Origin of the sequence: Kribbella sp. CA-245084, from assembly GCF_050942355.1 — a bacterium.
In the GTDB taxonomy this organism is placed as follows: domain Bacteria; phylum Actinomycetota; class Actinomycetes; order Propionibacteriales; family Kribbellaceae; genus Kribbella.
In genome coordinates this window covers 7,946,343-7,965,910 of the sequence record NZ_CP192053.1, presented here as the reverse complement: position 1 = coordinate 7,965,910, position 19,568 = coordinate 7,946,343, and the positions used below count along the sequence as shown (strand labels likewise).

The following is a 19,568-nucleotide window of genomic DNA, read 5'->3' as shown; positions in this document are numbered from 1 at the left end:
ATACAAGCATGACCACATCGCCGTTGTTCCGGGTCGCCTTGCGGCCGCTCACTGGAGGTATGACGACGATCTGCGCGGACGAGGTGGACACCCGGGGCTGGATTGCATCCATAGTCATGTCGGCGACGGTGTTCACCGTGGTGACGGCCGAGATGCTTCCCGTGGGCCTGCTCACTCCGATCGGCGGATCGCTTCACGTATCGGAAGGCACCGCCGGCCTGGCGCTCACCACAACCGGCGTGGTCTCCGCGTTGGCCGCGCCCGTCCTGCCGCTGGTCTTGGGCAGGCGGGACCGCCGGGCAGTCCTGGGCGGACTGATGGTGCTGCTCGCCTTCGCGGCATTCGTCGCCGCAATCGCACCGGTCTACTGGGTCTTCATCGCAGCCCGCGTCTTGATGGGCATCTCGATCGGCGGCGTCTGGCTGCTGACGATCGGGCTCGCGCGTCGCGTCGTACCCGAGCACGCGGCCGGCCCGGCGACCTCGCTCATCTTCAGCGGCATCGGAATCGCTTCTGTGCTTGGCATTCCGGCCGGTGCGTACGTCGGCGAGCTCGTCGGCTGGCGCTGGGCGTTCGTCGGAGTCGGGCTGCTCTCACTCGGCCTCGCCGCCGCGCTCGTAGCCTTCCTCCCGAACCTCGCCCCTGAGCGATCGGTCCAGCTGTCCGACGTACGAGAAGTCCTGCAGATCAAGGACGTTCGCGTCGGCCTGGTCCTCGTCGCGTTGATCGTGACCGGCCACTTCGCGGCGTACACCTATGTCCGTCCGCTGATCGAGCCGCACACCGGTCCGGCGTTGATCGGCGCCTTCCTGCTCGCGTACGGCGTGGCCGGTGTCGTCGGCAACTTCCTCACCGGCGCCCTCCGCCCGACCCGCGCCCTCGCGGTCATCGCCGCCGGTATCGCGCTCGCCACCGCGGCACTGCCCTTCGTCGGCACGGCAGGCTCGCTGCTCCTGCTCATCCTGTGGGGCCTGGCGTACGGCGGAACGAGCGTCAGCACGCAAGCATGGGGACACGCCGCCGCGCCCAACGCCCCCGAATCCTCATCCGCTGTCCTGGTGGGCGTCTACAACGGATCCATCGCGCTGGGTGCCTTCACCGGCGGCCAGGTCGCCGACCACCTCGGTACGACGACGGTCACCTGGCTTCCCGCGGTACTGGCGACGGCAGCGCTGATCGTTCTACTGGCGAACCGCCGCCAGCGCGGCTGAGTCCTCGTCGCCGAAGTCGTCCTCGAGCTTCTCGGGGGAGTAGTCGAGGTCGATCCCGGCCACGTCGGCGCCGACAGCCGACTCGATCGCGCCGAGTCGACGCGTCGCGCGGTCACCGGCGTATGTCATCAGCGCGGTCGGGTTGATCTCCGGCGGGAGCGCGGCGGTGTTGTCCATCGCCCACTGGATCTGCGTCAGCGCGTGGGGGAGGAGCTCCTCCATCGTGTCGGTGACGACTTTCCAGTTCCCCTCGTCCGCGGCGACGTGCCGACGGCAGGTGAACGTGCCCCACGCCATATGCCGGCGCTCGTCGTCGCCGATCCGGCGGATCAACTCCTGCATGCCGGGCAGTACGCCGCGCGCCGTACAGAGCAGGTTCCACGCGTGGTAGCCGGTGAGGGCCAGAGTCCCTTCCACCACGTGGTTGTAGGTGACCGAGGCGCGGACCTGGTTGCCCGGTGACGGATCGTCGGCCAGCGACTTCAGCGCGACGGGCAGGGCCTCGTAGAAGATCGCGCGGTACCCGGGGTTGTTCTCGACGTAGTGGTGCAGGTCGTCGGTGACGCCGACAGCGTCGAGCCAGAGCCGGAAGACCGCGGTGTGCTTGGCCTCCTCGAAGCAGAACTGGGTCAGGTACATCTCGTCGCCGAACCGGCCCTCGGCAGCCATCGCCTGCAGGAACGGCTGCAGGTCCTCGGTCACCGCCTCCTCGCCCGCGATGAACTGCGAGCAGAGCATCAACGCGTTGTCCTTGTCGTCCGCGCTCAGCTCCTGCCAGTCCTTCGCGTCCTGGCTGAAGTCGATGTCACGCGGGTTCCAGAACTTGCGGTTGCCCTTGTCGAACAGGCGCAGCGGCAGCGCGTCCCAGTTGAGGCCGCCGGCCTTCAGCGTGGTGAAGCCTTTCCGATGCAGGTCGTTCATACGTGCAACCTCCGGGACTCGGCTAAGAAGGGTGAGAGGACGCGAGCCAGCTGATCGGCCACCGCCGCCGGGGGAGGGCCCGGCGTGACGATGTGGCTGATGACGACGCGCAAGGCGACGTCCACGCAGCTGGTCGCGTCCTCTGCGGGAACCTCCGGCCAGTGCTCCCTGACGTGGGCACCCAGCCGGAGGTGGGCCAGTTCAATGACCTGCTGCCCCCGTGTGGTCAGCAGTTGACTGGCCTGGTCGGATCCGGGTTGGCTCAGCGCCGCCTTGATCAGCGGGTTCTCGCCGGCCAGCGTGAGCGCCCGCTCGACCGCGGCCCGCAGACCGTCGATCGGGTCGGACTGCTCGGCTATTGCGGTGTTGACATCCAGCAGGAACCGTTCGGTCTCCCGGGCCGCGACTGCTTCCAGCAGCCCCCATTTGTCGCCGAACTCGTTGTAGACGGTCTGACGGGAGACGCCCGTACGGCGAGCGACCTCGGCCATCCGGAGTCCGTCGTACCCACCGGCGACGACCGCCTCCTGCGCCGCGTCGAGTAGCTCGTCACGCAGCCGGCGTTTGGTCCGATCGGCAAACGAGGTCATGAGGTCGAGGGTTTACAAAACAGCCTCCGATGTCAAGTGCTCGGACAGAATGTCGCCGAATGTCCAATTTGGTCTCGGCTGCCGGTGGTTCATTCGGAGCACGTAGGGTTGGGGACGTGTCAACCGCCGAGATCCAGCCCGCCCCGACCGCCGCCGATGTGCCGGAGCTCGTGGTCGGATTCGACCTGGACATGACGCTGATCGACTCCCGGCCGGGGATCCAGGCCGTCTGGGACCTGCTGGCCGCCGAGACCGGGGTCTACATCGACACCGACCTGGTGGTGAGCCGGCTCGGGCCGCCGCTGACCTGGGAGATGGCGAACTGGTTCCCGCCGGAGCAGGTCGACGCGATGGTCGCGCGGTACCGCGAGCACTACCCGTCGCACGCGATCACGGGCAGCCTGCCGCTGCCGGGCGTCGCCGAGTCGCTGGCCGCGATCCGGGCGTTGCGCGGGCGGACGATGGTCGTGTCCGCGAAGTACACCCCGTCGGTCCGGCTGCACCTCGAGCACCTCGGCCTGGACGTCGACGAGCCGGTCGGTGATCTGCACGGAGCCGAGAAGGGTACGGCGCTGCGCGAGCACGAGGCCACGATCTTCGTCGGCGATCACACCGCCGATATCGACGGAGCGCACGCGGCGGGCGCGCTGGCGGTGTCGGTCGCGACCGGTCCGTTCACCGCGGACGAGCTGCGGGCGTACGGCGCTGACGTCGTACTGAACGACCTCACGGAGTTCCCGGCCTGGCTCGATGAGTACGTGCTCGAGCAGCGGCTGGAAGCGTTGATGAAGCGGCTCTCGTCGTACGACAAGATGGTCGTGGCGTTCAGCGGTGGCGCCGATTCGGCGTTCCTGCTCGCGGCCGCGGCGCGTGCGATCGGGGCGGCCAACGTCGTCGCGGCGACCGCCGTATCGCCGTCGCTTCCGGCGGCGGAGTTGGAGCCGGCCGCGCGCTTCGCCGACACTCTCGGCGTACGGCATGTCAGCCCGCATACGCACGAGATGGAGCGCGAGGGGTACCAGGCCAACTCGGGTGCCCGCTGCTACTTCTGCAAGGCCGAGCTGATCGAGACGCTGCAGCCGATCGCGGACGAGTTCGGCATCACCGCGATCGCCACCGGGACGAACGCCGACGACGCGATCGCCGGCTTCCGGCCGGGGATCCGGGCCGCGTTCGAGCGCGGTGCGCTGACGCCGTTGCGGGACGCGCGGTTGACCAAGGCGCAGATCCGTACGGCGTCGCGCAGCTGGGGGCTCGAGACCTCGGACAAGCCGGCCGCGGCGTGCCTGTCGAGCCGGATCGCGTACGGCATCCGCATCACGCCGAACCTGCTTGTGCGGGTGGACCGCGCCGAGCAGGCGGTCCGCGGGCGGCTTGCGTCGTACGACGTGCAGAACGTGCGGGTGCGTGATCTCGGCGAGAGCGCCTCGATCGAGATCGACGCCGCGCTCCTCGATCGGGTCGACCACCGGGAGCTGGTCGATGCGGTCATGGCCGAAGGGTTCGCGGCGGCGCAGGTCGACCCGCGCGGGTTCCGGTCCGGGTCGATGAACGAGCGGCTCGCGGATCCCGAAAAGTATCGGAGTTTGTGAGGTGCGGGAAGACTGCCGGATCAGGTAGTTTCCCGGAGGCGCGGTTGCGCCGGGTCACGTACGCTGGGTTTCCTGAGCGGGCCTTGCGGCTCGCTTGCTTCCGACGACGATTACTGAAGAGGTTCCCGTGCCCGTTGGCAAGGTGAAGTGGTACGACTCCGACAAGGGGTTCGGTTTCCTCAGCAAGGAGGAGGGCGGGGACGTCTACGTCCGCGCCGAGGCCTTGCCGGCCGGTGTCACCAACCTGAAGCCCGGGCAGAAGGTCGAGTTCGGAGTCGTCGAGGGACGCAAGGGCGAGCAGGCCCTGCAGGTCCGGCTGATCGACCCTCCGCCGTCGGTCGCGAAGGCGATGCGCCCGAAGCCCGAGGACATGCAGGTCGTCATCGAGGACCTGATCAAGCTCCTCGACCGGATCGGCGAGAACTACCGCCGCGGCCGCCAGCCCGACAACAAGTCCGCCAAGCAGGTGGCCACGGTACTGCGCGGCGTCGCCGACAAGCTCGACTTCTAGCTGTGATTGGGCCCGGCTTCTAGGTGCGCCGGCTGATCAGGGTCTGGATGCCGTCGAGGACCGTGGTCAGCCCGAAATGGAACTCGGTCGGGTCGTTGTCGATGAAGTCCTGCGGTCCGTCGAGGGTCGCCTTGATCGCGGGGAAACGCTCCGGTGTCGCGAGCATGCGCAGGCGGCGGGCGTAGCGTTCGCCGGCGGCTGCGGCTTCCTGCGGCGGCAGGTTGAGCATGTTCACGCTCAGGCCCGTCGTACCGCGGACGTAGATGTTGACCAGGAGCATCGCGGACAGCCGGTCGCTCGGCGTGAGCGGCGTGTCTTCGAACGCGCGCAGGCCCTCCTCCATCCAGACCAGCTGGTTCGGTGACAGCGGCGGCTCGAACACCGGGACCTGCAGGATCCACGGGTGCGCCTGCAGCGCGGACCGGAATGCCTCGGCCCAGGTCGTGATCCGGTCCTGCCAGTCCTCCGCGTCGCTGACATCCGGTGGCAGGCCGAACGCCTCGTCGAGCATGACGATGTAGAGGTCGTCCTTCGCTTCGACATACCGGTAGAGCGCCATCGTGGTCACGCCCAGCTCGGCGGCCACCTTGCTCATCGAGACCGCGCTGAGCCCGCCCGCGTCCGCGAGCTTGATCGCCGCGCGACCGATGTCGCCGACCTGAAACGCCGGCTTCGGCCCAGGCCGGCTCCGCCCCTCGAATCCCCAGAGCTGCTGGAGCACCCGCGGCAGTTCGCTCTCTTCCATGGTCACCACCTTATCTGTTTACAGCATAGACAGTCTTGTGTATGGTCTGTGTATGGCGCACACAGTGTGCGGCGTAGACAGATAAATCTTCGGAGGGGCATCATGAGTAAGCCGGAACTCGCGGGACGCAAGGAGTGGATCGCGCTCGGCGTGCTCGCGCTGCCGCTGCTGCTGGTCTCGATGGATGTCTCGGTGCTGTACTTCGCGGTCCCGTTCATCAGCGCGGACCTCGGCGTGTCGGCGACCGAGCAGCTGTGGATCTTCGACATCTACGGATTCGTGCTGGCCGGCCTGCTGATCACCATGGGCTCGCTGGGCGACCGGATCGGGCGCCGCCGGCTGCTGATCTTCGGTGCGGTCGGCTTCGGGGTCGCCTCGATCGCGGCGGCGTACGCGCAGAACCCCGAGCAGTTGATCGCGGCCCGCGCCCTGCTCGGGATCGGCGGCGCGACCCTGATGCCGTCGACCCTGGCGCTGATCCGGAACATGTTCCACGACCCGAAGCAGCGGTCGAAGGCGATCGCGTTCTGGAGCGCGGTGATGATGGGCGGGATCACTCTCGGGCCGGTGCTCGGCGGGTTCCTGCTGGAGCACTTCTGGTGGGGTTCGGTGTTCCTGATCAACACCCCGGCGATGGTGCTCCTGCTGGTGCTTGCGCCGATGCTGCTGCCCGAGTTCAAGACTCCTGCCGGTGGACGGTTCGACCTGCTGGGTTCGGTGCTCTCGTTGGCCGCCGTACTGCCGGTGATCTGGGGGATCAAGGAGATCGCGGCCAACGGCGCGTCGGTGCTGCCGGTGGTGGCGATCGTGGCCGGGCTGGTGTTCGGGGTCCTCTTCGTGCAGCGGCAGCGGACTGCGGCGTACCCGATGGTCGACCTGTCGATGTTCCGCAACCGGGCGTTCAGCGGTTCGCTGGCTGCCAACACTGTTGGAACCCTGGCGCTGGTGGGCAACGCGGTGTTCCTGACCCAGTACCTGCAGCTGGTGCACGGGCTCTCGCCGCTCAAGGCCGCCCTGTGGTCGCTGGCTCCGTCGGTGCTCGTCGGTGGCGCGGCTCCGCTGGCTACCGCGCTGGCCAACAAGATGGACCGTGCGTATGTGATCGGCGGAGCGTTCGTACTCGCGGCCTCGGGGTACGCCGTGCTCACCCAGGTGCACGTCGACTCGTCGCTGGCAGTGCCGCTGGTCGGCGCGGGTCTGCTGGCTGCCGGTCTGGTGATGGTGATGACCCTGGTCACTGAGGCGGTCGTCGGCTCGGTCGCCCCGGAGCGCGCCGGCTCGGCGTCCGCGGTGATGGAGACCTGCTCGGAGTTCGGCGGGGCGCTCGGGATCGCGATCCTGGGCTCGATCGGCACCGCGGCGTACCGCTCCGACCTCCCGTCCAACCTGCCCGCGGGTGTCGCCGGTCCCGTCCGAGAGGGCCTACCGGCCGCAACCGCCGCCGCCGCACACCTCCCAGGTCAACTGGCCGACACCGTCCTAACCACCGCCCGCCACGCCTTCACCCACAGCATGAACGTGGTAGCCGTCGTCGGCACCCTCCTCCTACTAACCACCGCCGCATTGGCCACCCTCACCCTCCGCGGCACCACCCACCCAACCCCCACCAAAGCCCCAGAACCCGCCACCGAGGAGTCCGACCTAACCCCAGTCCTCTGACCTACAACCCAAAGCGGCGACCGGTGTGCATCTTCACCGGCCGCCGCTTCTCGCTGGCGGGTTCTTGCGCCGCTGGCGGGCTACAACCAGCCATTCAGCCGACAACCCGCCAGCCGGACCCGCGGTACGCCGGAGCCGCAGTACGCCGGACCCGCAGTGTTAGCGGGGTGGGTGGCGGGGGTTGTTGCCGGGGCGGCGTTTGAAGGGGTTGGCTTGGTTGCGTTCCTCGGTTGGTTCTTCGGCCCAGGGGGCTTGGTTCTGGGTGTCGTCGTCCTCGTCGGGCTGGCCGCTCCACCAACGTCCGGATGGTGGCTCCGGGCGACTGCTGGCTTCGGGACGCCGACTCGAGCCTCGCGGCCGGTCGGGCGGAGGACCGGCCGGCGGTTGACCGCCGCCGCGCCACTCGATGGTTGTCTCGTCGCCCGAGTCCGAGCGGCGCGCGCGGTTTGCCCGTTGCTCGGCGACGCTGGTGGTGAGGATCGTCCGGGTCGTGCTCTCGGAGCGTCCGCCGTACGACTTCGTGTCGTGCGGGTGTGCTCCGGCCCGCGGTCCACCGAGACCGCCGGGGCGCAGTGGGCCTTCGGTCGGGCGGGCCGCCGGGCGCATCCGCAGTACGAGGAAGACGACGACCACCAGCACGCCTGCGAGGAACCCGAATCCGAGCCGCGGGATCAGCGGCAGCACGATCCCGCACCCGCCGCCGATCACCCAGGCCAGTTGCAGCACGGTCTCCGAGCGAGCGAAAACCGACGTACGCACGGACTCCGGCACGTCCCGCTGGATCATCGCGTCCAGCGACAGCTTGCCGAGCGAACTGCACAGCCCGGCCACCAGACCGAGCGCGATCAGGATCGGCAGACCGTAGAGAACCGCCGCCGCGACCGCGACGATGGCGTCCGCGAGCAGCACCACCAGCACGACCGCTTCCGGTTTACGTGCCTTGAGCAACGATCCGAGGATGGTGCCGAGACTGTTGCCGAGACCGGCAGCGGCGATCACCGCACCGGCTGCGACCGCGCCCTTCACACCGCTGATCGGCTGGTCGCGCAACAGGAACGCCAAGTACATGGTCAAGAAGCCGGACACGAACCGCAGTCCGAGATTGCACCGGATCCCGCGTGCGACCGCCGCGGTGATGGCGCGCCGGCGTGCCTCGCGCCCCGCCGTACCCGTGACTTCTTCGTCGGCGGGGGAGTCGACCGCGTTCGGCAGACGGATCGCGAGGATGAGGCCGACGATGTACACCAGCGCCGCCCAGCGCAGCGACCACTGCGGGCCGATCGAGGCGAACGCGGCCGCGATTCCGGCGCCGATCGTGGCGCCGGCGACACCGGCCAGCGAGATGCGCGAGTTGGCGGTGACGAGCGTGATCTGCTTCGGGAGCAGCCGCGGTACGGCGGAGGCGCGCGTGACGCCGTACGCCTTGGAGGCCACGAGGCAGCCGAGTGCCGCCGGATACAGCCAGGCGGAGCCGTGGCCGGAGATCGAGGACGCGAGACTCCAGACGAGGAACGCCCGTACGCCGAGGGTCGCGCCGATCGCCCAGCGCCGGCCGTGCCGGAACCGGTCGAGGATCGGGCCGATCAGCGGCGCCATCAAGGCGAACGGAGCCATCGTCAGCACCAGGAACAACGCCACCCGATCGCGCGCCTGGTCGCTCGGCACGGTGAAGAACACCGTCCCGGCCAGAGAAACGGCGAACGCCGTATCACCGGCCGCGTTGACCGCGCCCAGCTCGATCAACCGCGAAAGCCCCGACTCATTGGCCCCTTGAGCACCAGTCAGCCCGCGGATCCGCCGACCGGTCGCCCGCCCGACCTTCCCACTGACTTCAGCCGCCTTCTTGGAAGCCGTAGCAACCCCTTCGGCCCCCACCTTCGACGCATGCCCGACCTTCTTACTCGCAGACCCCACCCGCCCCCGAGCATCAGTCAACCGCTCACCCGCCGACTTCCCCGCCGCATTTGCGCCTGAGTTGCTGGCTCGGCCGTCAGTCTCTTCGGTGTTGCCCCCCATGCCACCACCCGCCTGCTCGTGCGCAGTCCCCCGGTTCGAAGGCTGCTCGGCGCCCCGCTGGCTTCCATTCTCCTCCCGCCTCCGGCCGGCGTCGCCGCGTGACCGGCCTGCGGCATCGCTTGCGCGGTTGCCGGGGCCGACCTGCGGGTCGTCGGGGTCGGGGGAGTGCATGGGACCATCCTGCCTCGCGGCGGGGACAGAGCGCAGTTACCGCGCGTACGGGCGGTTGATCGACGGCGGTTCGGAGTACGACGGCGGGCGTGCGAGAATGGGCGATTGTGACTCCCGTCAGAGCTCCGGAACCGGTCCGCGCCAAACCCGACGCCATCGCCGTCGCGGCGGTCGAACCGGCCCGTGAAGCTGCGATCGCCGAGGCAGGCGCCGCGCAGGTCGGCGAACACCTCGGTCATCTGGTCGAGGGCGAGCGGCTCGTCACGCACTACTTCGCCTCCACCCACCCCGGGTACCGCGGCTGGCGCTGGGCGGTCACCGTCACCCGCGCCTCCCGCGCCAAGACCGTCACGGTCAACGAGGTCGTGATGCTGCCCGGCGACGTCGCGATCACCGCACCCGAGTGGGTCCCGTGGTCGGATCGAGTCCAGCCCGGCGACCTCCGTCCCGGCGACCTGTTCCCGACGCTCCCCGACGACCCGCGCCTCGAGCCGGGTTTCACCGACACCTCCGACGCTCCTGAGGACGTTCTCACGGTGGTCGAGGAGCTCGGGCTCGGTCGTGAGCGCGTGCTGTCGCCGTTCGGGCGCGAGGATGCGGCCGAACGCTGGTACGCCGGTGACTTCGGGCCGACGTCGCCGATCGCGCAGGCCGTCCCGTACAAGTGCTACTCCTGCGGCTACTGGATCCGCCTGGCCGACAGCCTCGGCCAGGCCTTCGGCGTCTGCGCCAACGAGATGGCCCCCGGCGAGGCCCGCGTAGTCGCCTACGACTACGGCTGCGGCGCTCACTCCGACGCCACCATCGACATCCCCGAACCCCCCACCCCCGACCACGCCTTCGACACCACCGGCTACGACACCCTCGAACTAGCCGACCAACCAGCCGAATAAGTACCACCGGCCGCACACATCGGACCCGGCCTAACGGCCGCGCCTGTTCTCGTTGCCGCCTCCGGCGGGGCCGCCAGGTGAGCTTGGCGTGAGGTGAACGACGTGGGAGGGCTCCTGACGGGGCTGGCTAGTCGGTGAAGCGTAGGTCGGGGATATCTGCGAGGTTGATGTTGTAGCGGGCGTAGACCCTTATGGTGTTCTCGCCTGTTAGCTCGTGCTCGGGGTAACCGAGTGCGGCGGCGACCTCCACGACGTGTTCGTGGGAGTGGCTCTCGATCTCCAGGTACGGCGGGATGTGGGGCCAGTGGTCGATTTCTAGCTGGGCGCCGTACAGCTCGAAGCTTGTTCGACGGTTCTCCTGGTAGGACTTGGGCTTGAAGCCCATCTGGCGGAGCAGTTCGTTGGTGGTTTCGAAGGAGCTGACGACGACCTCGGTTTCCGTCGTACCGTCGATGCCGTCGTGGGCGATCTCCTTCACGGTGAGCGTCACCTCAGAACCCGTGTCCCGCAGGCGGATCCAGCGCGATGCGTCACCCGGTACGACGTCGTACACGAACCGCCGCATCATCCGATCCGCGACCCGGCGGCCGCCCAGGTCCAAGACCTTGCCTTCGACAATGTCCGGATCAATCCCCAGCACCTTCGCCTCATACTCGATCGGCACTAGAGCTCTCCTTCGGTACGGCGTGGGCGTACGACCACCCCAGCACCCCAGCGCGCGGGAATAAGAACTGTCGCGGCCGTCCTTTGATTCAGTCTTCGGTGGCGGGGCGGTGGCCTGCCTGGATGGCGGTCCAGCGGCGTTTGCAGTACCAGAGGCCGATCAGGCCGAGGCCGAAGCCGGCGACGGGGACCCAGAGCCACCAGTCGAGGCCGTTGGCCTTCAGGTGGTCGCGGAAGATCAGGAGGACGACGAAGGCGACCACCCACAGGGCGATACCGGTGATGACGCTGGGGATGCCGGACAGGTCCAGCGGCTTGACCTCGGCGTGCACCAGCTCCCCGCGCGCCAGCTGGCTCGTGGGGTCGGTGCGCTTCTTGGTCCCGCCCTGCTCCTCCGTCACCCCCCTACCCTAACCCGCAACGGTTTGACGTCAGTGCTCGCAACTGGCCGGTAGGAACTGGCACGATGCGGTCATGAGCTCGCCCCAGGCCTCGACGGCCCGCTCCGGTTCCGGTGTACTCGACTCCTTCTTCAAGATCAGTGAACGCGGGTCCACGCTCGGACGGGAGATCCGCGGCGGGCTGGTCACGTTCTTCACGATGGCCTACATCGTCGTGCTGAACCCGCTGATCATCGGCACCGTCAAGGACGGCGCCGGCCAGTTCGTCGGCGGCGGCACCGACCCGGCGGCGGCGATCGCGAAGATCGCGGTTGCGACGGCGCTGGTGGCCGGCGTGGTCACGATCCTGATGGGCGTGGTCGCGAACTTTCCGCTCGCCCTGGCCACCGGGCTCGGCCTGAACGCGTTCATCGCGTTCTCGGTCGCGACCAAGATGACCTGGGCGGACGCCATGGGCCTGGTCGTGCTCGAGGGCCTGATCATCCTGATCCTGGTACTGACCGGGTTCCGCAAAGCGGTCTTCGAGGCGGTTCCACTCCAGTTGAAGATCGCGATCAGCGTCGGCATCGGCCTGTTCATCGCGTTCATCGGTGTGATCGACGCAGGCTTCGTACGCCGACCCGGCGCGCCGACCGGTCCGCCGGTGGAGCTGGGTGTCGGTGGCACGCTCCGCGGCTGGCCGGTGCTGGTTTTCGTCTTCGGCCTGATCCTGATCGTCACGCTGTACGCGCGGAAGGTGAAGGGCGCGATCCTGATCGGCATCCTGGCCGCGACCGTGCTGGCGATCATCATCGAGGCGATCGGGAACATCGGCGCCCGGACCGCGGACAACCCCGGCGGCTGGGGCCTGAGCGTGCCGAAGCTGCCGGACCAGTGGTTCACGAAACCGAACCTGGACACGATCGGCGAGTTCAGCCTGTTCGGCTCGTTCGAGAAGATCGGGGTGGTGTCGGCGCTGCTGCTGGTGTTCACGCTGATGCTGGCCGACTTCTTCGACACGATGGGCACGATGACCGCGATCGGCGCCGAGGCCGGTCTGCTCGACAAGGACGGCATCCCGCCGAACTCGCAGCGCATCCTGATCGTCGACAGCGTCGCGGCCGCCGCCGGTGGGGCCGCGTCCGTGTCCAGCAACACGTCGTACATCGAATCGGCCTCTGGTGTCGGTGAGGGCGCGCGGACCGGCCTGGCGAGCGTGATCACCGGGATCTGCTTCCTGATCTCGATGGTGGTCGCGCCGCTGGTCACGCTGGTCCCTTACGAGGCGGCGACGCCCGCGCTGATCCTGGTCGGCTTCCTGATGATGACGCAGGTGAAGGGCATCGACTTCGACGACATCGAGGTCGCGTTCCCGGCGTTCCTGACGATCATCCTGATGCCGTTCACCTACTCGATCTCCGCCGGTATCGGCGCCGGCTTCGTCATGTACGTGATCCTCAAAGCCGTCCGCGGCAAGGCCCGCCAGGTCCACCCGCTGATGTGGGTGGTAGCCGCCCTCTTCGTCGTCTACTTCGCCATCGGCCCGCTGACCGACTGGCTGACCTGAGGCCCTGAGCGCAGCTCCAGGTACTCGGCGCGGGTGACGAAGAGGTCGCGGAGTTCGGTGGTGAGGCTCTCGAGGAAGTCGGCGCGGTACGTCGCATCGGTCAGCAGCGCGATCGAGTAGTACAGGCCGGTGAAGGTTGCGATGCCGACGGCAACCTTCACCAGTGACGAGCTGATCACCACCGGGTGGTCCAGCACGAGCAAGGTGTGCGACCAGTTGCCGTGGTCGATGCCCCACTGCTGGTAGATGTGGTCGCTGATCGCGAGCATGCCGAAGGCAACGAAGAACAGGCCGACGCCGGTGCTGACGACGAGGACCTGCATCCACTGACGGATCACCAGGCTGAGGCTGAGGTTCATCCGCTGGACGCGGCGCAGGGGCGGCCCGGAGCTGACGTCGCGTTCGATCGTCTCCAGCTCGCGTGGCAGTCGCAGCATCAGGAACAGGTTGCTGAGTACGGCGAAGCCGACCGCAAGCAAAACGAGGAAGGCGACCGGCATACCCGCGAACACCTGCCACGTGTCCGCGGTGATGAACAGCACCAGCGAGAAGATCAGCAGCAGCGGCAGCGCCCGGACCAGGCTGGCCACGGAGTTGGCCAGCTCACCCGCGAGTCGGCGCAGGCCCCACAGCGTCGTACCGACGAGGCCATAGCCGACCACGGCGTACACGAGGCCGACCAGCAGGAGGTTGCTGGCGGCGATCCCGAAGAACTGCCGGAGCTGCTCCTGAGTGACCAGCGGCAACAGCGCGGGCAGCAGGACGAAGACCGCGAGCTCCGGGATGCCGAAGCGGGTGGGCAACGACCAGAACGGCCGCCCGCGCAGCCGGTTCAGCAGCCCGAACCCGGCCACCAGCGCGATCAGCCCGCCCAGCGCGGCCAGCAGGTTCTGCCACCAGTGCCAGTCCAGTGAGGTTGCCCCGAGCATCTCGGCCAGGAACACGAGCACCAGCAGCGGCGTGGCCCGCGTGAAGATGTCGTGCGTCGGCGAGAAGTCCTCGATGAACAGCGGCAGCCCGGCCCGCCGGAACCGCTGCTCGTACCGCTCCAGCTCCACGCTCATGACCCGGAACTCTAGCGGGCCGGGAATACCACCCCTCGGTTTCCGGTTTTAGTTAGCAAAGGTAATGAGTTAAGGTAAAGACATGCCCGAAGTCGTAGCCCAGCAGGTGAAGAGTGACGTCGGGCTGGCCAGTGCCCTGCGGTCCTCGATGCTCAGGTTGTCCCGGCAGATCCGGCGCCAGCGTGAGCCCGGTCACGACCTCACCGCAAACCAGCTCAGCGTGCTCGGCGCGCTGTCCAAGCACGAGTCGATGACGATCGGCGAGCTGGCTTCCCACGAACAGGTGAAGCCGCCGTCGATGACGCGGATCGTGACGAACATGGAGGAGGCGGGTCTGGTGATCCGCCGCCAGCACCCGACCGACAAGCGTCAGATCGTCGTCGAGCTGACTTCCCGCGCCGACGAGCTGATCCACGCGAACCGGCGCCGCCGCGACGAGTGGCTGCAGACCAAGCTGAAGCAATTGACCCCCGAGGAGCGCGACATCCTGCGCAAGGCAGCACCTGTTCTCGAACGCCTGGCGGCCCAGTGAGCCCGACCTTCCGCGCGTTCAAAGTCCGTAACTTCCGTCTCTACGCCTCCGGCGCGATCGTCTCGAACGTCGGCACCTGGATGCAGCGTGTCGCCCAGGACTGGCTGGTCCTCGAGCTGACCCACTCCGGTACGGCGCTGGGCATCGTCACCGGACTCCAGTTCCTGCCTGCCCTGTTGTTCGGTCCGTACGCCGGTCTGATCGCCGACCGCTTCCCGAAGCGGACCGTGCTGACGATCACCCAGATCTTCATGGCCGCCGTTGCGTTGACGCTTGGCGGTCTGACGATCGGCGGTGTCGTGCAGACCTGGCACGTGTACCTGCTGGCTCTGCTGTTCGGCGTCGGCACCGCGTTCGACGCCCCGACCCGGCAGGCCTTCGTTGTCGAGATGGTCGGCCGCGACGAGCTGTCGAACGCCGTCGGGCTGAACTCGGCCTCGTTCAACGCGGCCCGGCTGCTCGGCCCGGCGCTGGCCGGTCTGCTGATCAACTGGATCGGCACCGGTCCGGTGATCCTGGTCAACGGATTCACGTACGCCGCGGTGATCGTCTCGCTGCGGCTGATGCGCGTGTCCGAGCTGCACACCCCGAAGCCGGCCGGCCGCGAGAAGGGCATGATCCGCGACGGCATGCGCTACCTGTGGCGCCGGCCGGACCTGATGATGGTCCTGGTCGCGGTGTTCTTCGCCGGCACCTTCGGCCTGAACTTCCAGCTCACCTCGGCGCTGATGGCGACGAGCGTGTTCCACAAGGGCGCGGGGGAGTACGGCATCCTCGGCTCGGTCCTCGCGATCGGCTCGCTGTCCGGCGCGTTGCTCGCTGCCCGCCGGGTCCGGATCCGGGCTCGCCTGGTGATCGGGGCCGCGCTCGCGTTCGGTATCGCCGAGATCGTCAGCGCCCTGATGCCGACGTACCTGACCTTCGCGCTGGTGCTGCCGATCGTCGGGCTGGCCTCGCTGACCATGCTGACCTCGGCGAACGCGACCATGCAGCTCAGCATCGAGCCGACCATGCGCGGCCGGGTGATGGCGCTGTACATGACGGTCCTGATGGGCGGTACGCCGATCGGCTCGCCGTTCATCGGCTGGATCGGCCAGGTGCTCGGCGCGCGGTACTCGCTGATCGTCGGCGGTGGGTTGACCGTGCTCGGGACCGTGGCCTCGGTGCTGTACTTCTCCCGCCGGCGCGGTCTCGCGATCCGGCCGCGGTTGCTGCCGCGCCCGCATCTCGAGGTGCTGCCGCAGACCGACCTGCTGGGCGACAAGGCGGTCCTGGAGACTGTCCCGCTTCAGGACGAGCCTGCACCCGCTGCGAAGCAGGACGTCGGGCCGAAGCAGGACGTCGGGCCAAGGGTCGCTTAGGGCCTGATCCGGGTCAGCAGGCGGGCGGCGAAGAACAGGGCGTCGACGTCGGCGCCGCCTGGGATGAGCATCGCCGCCGGGTCGTGCTTCGGCTTCGGGCGCTCGACCGGCGTACCGGCCGTCGCGACCCGGAGGAAGCCGCGGGTGTTGAACCGTCCCTGGTTCGGCGTCCACTCGACGTCGACGATCTCGCCCAGCGGCACCGACCACCGCTCGCCGAGGGACTTCTTCTTCCGGCCGGCGGACCGCTTGTAGTCGAATGTGAGCAGCCCGTTCGCGACCGACAGGATCGCGTCCCGGCCCTCGAGCCGGTCCGGCGCGGCCGGCGGTGCGAGCAACCAGCGAGCAGACGGCGTCGCCGGTACGTCGCGGCGGACGAGAGTACTGCGGATGTCGCGGGCGATCTGCTCCGCGAGCGCGGGATCGACCTCCGGGAAGTCGTACGGATCCATCACGACCTGACCGCCGGTCACGGACTGCAGCGGGTCGGCCCCGTCGCGGAGGATGAGCTTGAGGCCCGCGGCGCCGACCTCGACCGACTGCAGGGCTTCGACCGGCAGAATCCGTTCGCCCAACCGGGTCCACAACGAGCTGGTCAGCGCATCCAGTCCGGCTCGAGTTCCGTCGTACCGGAGCCGGAGGACGCCGATCCCGTCCCAGACGACCGTGCCGTTCGTGCTTGTCAGCTCACCACTACCCACCCTGCCCATCTTCCCTGCTGAGCGGGTCCACCGCAGGTCCCTGCGTGTAACCACCGACCAACTTGCGTGTAAGCGCCACCCCTTTCTTCACACCTTCTTCTTTCCTTCCTGCCCCGACCCAAGCCGACTTGCGTGTAAGCGCCACAATGAGGTGTGACGCATTACGACTTGGTGATCATCGGGACAGGATCCGGCAACACGATCGTGAACCGGCGGTTCGCCGACCGGAAGGTCGCGATCGTCGAGCGCGGCACCTTCGGCGGCACCTGCCTGAACGTCGGTTGCATCCCGACCAAGATGTTCGTGCACGCTGCCGACGTCGCCGCGACCCCGTCGAAGAGTTCACGGTACGGCGTCGACGAGGAGCTGCTCGGCGTCCGCTGGCCCGACGTCCGGGACCGGATCTTCGGCCGGATCGACCCGATCGCGGCGGGCGGTTCGGAGTACCGGCACCACAACGCGGACAACGCGAACGTCACCGTGTACGACGGGACCGGGCGGTTCACCGGGTTCAAGGAGCTGACCGTCGACAACAAGGACGGGTCGACGAGCGTTTTCAGCGCCGACCAGTTCGTGCTCGCCACCGGCAGCCGGCCGATCGTGCCGCCGATCCCGGGGCTCGAGGAGACCGGGTTCCACACCTCGAACACGGTGATGCGGCTCGAGGAGCTGCCGCGCCGGCTGGCGATCATCGGCAGCGGGTTCGTCGCGGCTGAGTTCGCGCATGTGTTCGCGTCGTTCGGGGTCGAGGTGACGATCGTGGCCCGCTCGGGCGTGCTGCTCCGGCATGAGGACGCCGAGCTCGCATCGGCGTACACGAAGATCGCCCAGGAGCTGTACGACGTACGCCTGAACCACGAGACCATCCGGGTCGAGCGCCGGAACGACGGCTCGATCCTGGTCGGGATGCTGAACCCGGACGGGGCCGACGAGCTGATCGTCGACGAGCTGCTGATCGCTGTCGGCCGTGAACCGAACTCGGACCTGCTGAACCTGGGCGCCACCGGTGTCGAGGTCGACGACGAGGCGCGCGTGGTCGTGGACGCGTACCAGCAGACCACCGTCGACGGCATCTACGCGCTCGGCGACGTGACCACACCGCACCAGCTGAAGCACGTCGCGAACCACGAGGCGCGGGTGGTGAAGCACAACCTGCTCAACCCCGACGACCGGATCGAGGCCGACCACCGCTTCGTACCGCACGCGGTCTTCAGCGCGCCGCAGATCGCCTCCGTCGGTCTCACCGAGGAGGAGGCGAAGGAGCGCGGGATCCCTTATGTTAAAGCGGTTCAGCGGTACGCCGATATCGCGTACGGCTGGGCGATGGAGGACACGACCGGGTTCGCGAAGATCCTGGCCGACCCGAAGACCGGCCAGATCATCGGCGCGCACATCATGGGCCCGCAGGCGCCGACCGTGATCCAGCCGATCATCCAGGCGATGAGCTTCGAGCTGGACGCCTACGCGATGGCCCGCGGCCAGTACTGGATCCACCCCGCGATGCCCGAACTGATCGAGAACGCCCTACTCCAGCTGGATCTACACCCGGAAGGCTGAGATCACCTCGGCGACTGTGTCGAGTGTCTCGAGGTCGGGCAGGCTGATCATCACTTCGGCCACACCCGCCTCGGACAGCTCGCGGAACCGTCCGATCTGGTCGTCCACCGTGCCCGCGTTCACCATGGCGGCGTACCGCGCCGGGTTCACGTTGCGCGGCCGCAGCTTCTGGACGAGTTGGTCGACCTCCTGAGAGTCCTTGCCCACAAGCGTTGTCGACAGATGCGTCAGCTCGACGGGTCGGTCTCCGAGATGGCTGGCGGCCTTCCGTACTGCGGCGACGTCGCCGAACACGTTCACCGCGTCGGCGTACCGCCCGGCGAGCCTCAGGGTTCGCGGCCCGCTTCCACCCACCAGCACGGGCAGGTGTTCCTGCAACGGCCGCGGGTAGCACGTGGTGTCCGGTACGTCGAGAACCTTGCCGTGGAACGGTTTGTTGCCTGGTCCCCACAAAACCGGCAGCAACTGCAACGCGTCCTCGAGCAGCGCATACCGCTCACTCACCGGCGGGAACGACCACCCATAAGCCTTGTGCTCGGCCTCGAACCACGCGAGCCCGACCCCACACACCGCCCGCCCACCACTCAGTACGTCGAGAGTCGCCGCGATCTTGCCGAGGTGCGCGACGTTCCGATACGTGATCCCCGAGACCAGCGTCCCGAGCCGCACACGCGTCGTACAGGCAGCCAGATAGCCGAGCGTCGTCCAACTCTCCAGGAAGTCGTCCCAAGCGCGGCCCACCTGCGGAATCTGCCGGAAGTGATCCATGACGTAAATCGCGTCAAACCCGACCGCCTCCGCCCGCGCAGCCACCTCGCGCACCCACGAAGCCATCCCCACCCGACCACTCGGATGTGTGTAACTGCTCAACTGCAACCCGAACCGCAGCCCGCTCGGCCTCTCCGCCTGCCGCACGGCCGCCGCGCCTGCCTCGACAAACGCTTCGGGAACCACTCGGACGGCCGTCGGTTGCAGGACTTGGTCGTACCCTTCGTCCGGTAGCTCCTTCTTGGCCGCCGCCCACGACTTCAATTGCGAGGTCAGCACATCGGCCGGAATCCGCTTCGAGTCCCGCTCCCGATTCCGTCTCCGGCACTCCGCGGCCGGCGTGTCGAAACCCACGGCCACACAGGGCATTCCGGCTTCCCGCGCCAAGCCGAGCCACGCCGCGCGTCGTTCCCTGTCCAGTCCCAGGGTGTCGATGACAGTCGTCAGCCGCCGCCCGATTCGTTGCCGCACCACCACATCCAGCAACGCGAACGCATCCACACTGGCCGCAATATCGTCCTCACCAGCCCCGACCAACGCGCGCAATCGATCACTCGACACGATCAGGTCCGCCCCGAACCGCTCCGCCGCCCACGTCGACTTCCCCGAGGCCCCCGGCCCGACCAGGATCACCACGCACGGCGACGGCAGCTTCAACTCGTCCAT

At 68.2% G+C, this 19,568-nt stretch carries 18 protein-coding genes; 9 read left to right on the top strand and 9 right to left on the bottom strand.

What is annotated here, in order from left to right; genetic code table 11:
• Window positions 1–8: 8 nt before the first annotated feature.
• Complete coding sequence (locus tag ACQPYH_RS38060; protein WP_432881785.1) at window positions 9–1,211, top strand: MFS transporter; 1,203 nt, start codon at window positions 9–11, stop codon at window positions 1,209–1,211.
• On the opposite strand, the gene ACQPYH_RS38055 is transcribed toward ACQPYH_RS38060, so the two are convergent.
• A complete protein-coding gene (locus ACQPYH_RS38055; protein ID WP_432881782.1) occupies window positions 1,182–2,132 on the bottom strand; it encodes a R2-like ligand-binding oxidase in 951 nt (316 codons plus the stop codon). The two genes, ACQPYH_RS38060 and ACQPYH_RS38055, sit on opposite strands and share 30 nt — an antisense overlap.
• Window positions 2,129–2,722: a TetR family transcriptional regulator gene (locus ACQPYH_RS38050; protein WP_432881779.1), complete on the bottom strand. Its 594-nt coding sequence runs from the start codon at window positions 2,720–2,722 to the stop codon at window positions 2,129–2,131. The genes ACQPYH_RS38055 and ACQPYH_RS38050 overlap by 4 nt, the downstream gene beginning before the upstream one ends.
• A 116-nt stretch (window positions 2,723–2,838) precedes the next feature.
• Here ACQPYH_RS38050 and larE point away from each other — a divergent pair, with 116 nt between their 5' ends.
• Window positions 2,839–4,314, top strand: coding sequence for an ATP-dependent sacrificial sulfur transferase LarE (gene larE, locus ACQPYH_RS38045; protein WP_432881776.1), 1,476 nt, complete (start codon window positions 2,839–2,841; stop codon window positions 4,312–4,314).
• A gap of 127 nt (window positions 4,315–4,441) precedes the next feature.
• Window positions 4,442–4,825, top strand: a complete 384-nt coding sequence (locus ACQPYH_RS38040) for a cold-shock protein (protein WP_432881773.1) — start codon at window positions 4,442–4,444, stop codon at window positions 4,823–4,825.
• A 19-nt stretch (window positions 4,826–4,844) separates the two neighbouring features.
• Here the strand turns inward: ACQPYH_RS38040 and ACQPYH_RS38035 are convergent, their stop codons facing one another.
• Window positions 4,845–5,570, bottom strand: a complete 726-nt coding sequence (locus tag ACQPYH_RS38035) for a TetR/AcrR family transcriptional regulator (protein ID WP_432881770.1) — start codon at window positions 5,568–5,570, stop codon at window positions 4,845–4,847.
• A 102-nt stretch (window positions 5,571–5,672) separates the two neighbouring features.
• On the opposite strand from ACQPYH_RS38035, the gene ACQPYH_RS38030 reads away from it, so the two are divergent.
• Complete coding sequence (locus ACQPYH_RS38030; RefSeq protein ID WP_432881767.1) at window positions 5,673–7,229, top strand: MFS transporter; 1,557 nt, start codon at window positions 5,673–5,675, stop codon at window positions 7,227–7,229.
• Between the two features lie 159 nt (window positions 7,230–7,388).
• On the opposite strand, the gene ACQPYH_RS38025 is transcribed toward ACQPYH_RS38030, so the two are convergent.
• Window positions 7,389–9,164, bottom strand: coding sequence for an MFS transporter (locus ACQPYH_RS38025; protein WP_432881765.1), 1,776 nt, complete (start codon window positions 9,162–9,164; stop codon window positions 7,389–7,391).
• Between the two features lie 359 nt (window positions 9,165–9,523).
• Between ACQPYH_RS38025 and ACQPYH_RS38020 the strand changes: the two genes are divergently transcribed.
• Window positions 9,524–10,309: a DUF3027 domain-containing protein gene (locus ACQPYH_RS38020; protein WP_432881762.1), complete on the top strand. Its 786-nt coding sequence runs from the start codon at window positions 9,524–9,526 to the stop codon at window positions 10,307–10,309.
• Between the two features lie 127 nt (window positions 10,310–10,436).
• On the opposite strand, the gene ACQPYH_RS38015 is transcribed toward ACQPYH_RS38020, so the two are convergent.
• Window positions 10,437–10,973: a class IV adenylate cyclase gene (locus ACQPYH_RS38015; RefSeq protein ID WP_432881760.1), complete on the bottom strand. Its 537-nt coding sequence runs from the start codon at window positions 10,971–10,973 to the stop codon at window positions 10,437–10,439.
• An 88-nt stretch (window positions 10,974–11,061) separates the two neighbouring features.
• Entirely contained in the window at window positions 11,062–11,373 is a 312-nt protein-coding gene (locus tag ACQPYH_RS38010) for a DUF2530 domain-containing protein (RefSeq protein ID WP_432881757.1), read from the bottom strand.
• Between the two features lie 73 nt (window positions 11,374–11,446).
• On the opposite strand from ACQPYH_RS38010, the gene ACQPYH_RS38005 reads away from it, so the two are divergent.
• The gene (locus tag ACQPYH_RS38005; protein ID WP_432881755.1) at window positions 11,447–12,919 is read left to right on the top strand and encodes an NCS2 family permease; all 1,473 of its coding nucleotides are present in this window, start codon (window positions 11,447–11,449) and stop codon (window positions 12,917–12,919) included.
• On the opposite strand, the gene ACQPYH_RS38000 is transcribed toward ACQPYH_RS38005, so the two are convergent.
• Window positions 12,880–13,983 (bottom strand): hypothetical protein, encoded by a 1,104-nt coding sequence (locus ACQPYH_RS38000; RefSeq protein WP_432881752.1) that lies wholly within the window; start codon window positions 13,981–13,983, stop codon window positions 12,880–12,882. The genes ACQPYH_RS38005 and ACQPYH_RS38000 overlap by 40 nt on opposite strands.
• A gap of 82 nt (window positions 13,984–14,065) precedes the next feature.
• Between ACQPYH_RS38000 and ACQPYH_RS37995 the strand changes: the two genes are divergently transcribed.
• Together ACQPYH_RS37995 and ACQPYH_RS37990 are read left to right on the top strand one after the other, a co-directional pair.
• Window positions 14,066–14,515 carry a MarR family winged helix-turn-helix transcriptional regulator gene (locus tag ACQPYH_RS37995; protein ID WP_432881749.1) on the top strand — a complete coding sequence of 150 codons (450 nt, stop codon included), beginning with the start codon at window positions 14,066–14,068 and terminating at the stop codon, window positions 14,513–14,515.
• Window positions 14,512–15,876, top strand: coding sequence for an MFS transporter (locus ACQPYH_RS37990; RefSeq protein WP_432881747.1), 1,365 nt, complete (start codon window positions 14,512–14,514; stop codon window positions 15,874–15,876). The genes ACQPYH_RS37995 and ACQPYH_RS37990 overlap by 4 nt, the downstream gene beginning before the upstream one ends.
• Here the strand turns inward: ACQPYH_RS37990 and ACQPYH_RS37985 are convergent.
• Window positions 15,873–16,586, bottom strand: coding sequence for a DUF4429 domain-containing protein (locus ACQPYH_RS37985; protein WP_432881744.1), 714 nt, complete (start codon window positions 16,584–16,586; stop codon window positions 15,873–15,875). The genes ACQPYH_RS37990 and ACQPYH_RS37985 overlap by 4 nt on opposite strands.
• A gap of 144 nt (window positions 16,587–16,730) precedes the next feature.
• On the opposite strand from ACQPYH_RS37985, the gene ACQPYH_RS37980 reads away from it, so the two are divergent.
• Window positions 16,731–18,134 (top strand): mycothione reductase, encoded by a 1,404-nt coding sequence (locus ACQPYH_RS37980; RefSeq protein ID WP_432881741.1) that lies wholly within the window; start codon window positions 16,731–16,733, stop codon window positions 18,132–18,134.
• On the opposite strand, the gene ACQPYH_RS37975 is transcribed toward ACQPYH_RS37980, so the two are convergent.
• A complete protein-coding gene (locus ACQPYH_RS37975) occupies window positions 18,117–19,568 on the bottom strand; it encodes an LLM class flavin-dependent oxidoreductase (protein WP_432881738.1) in 1,452 nt (483 codons plus the stop codon). The genes ACQPYH_RS37980 and ACQPYH_RS37975 overlap by 18 nt on opposite strands.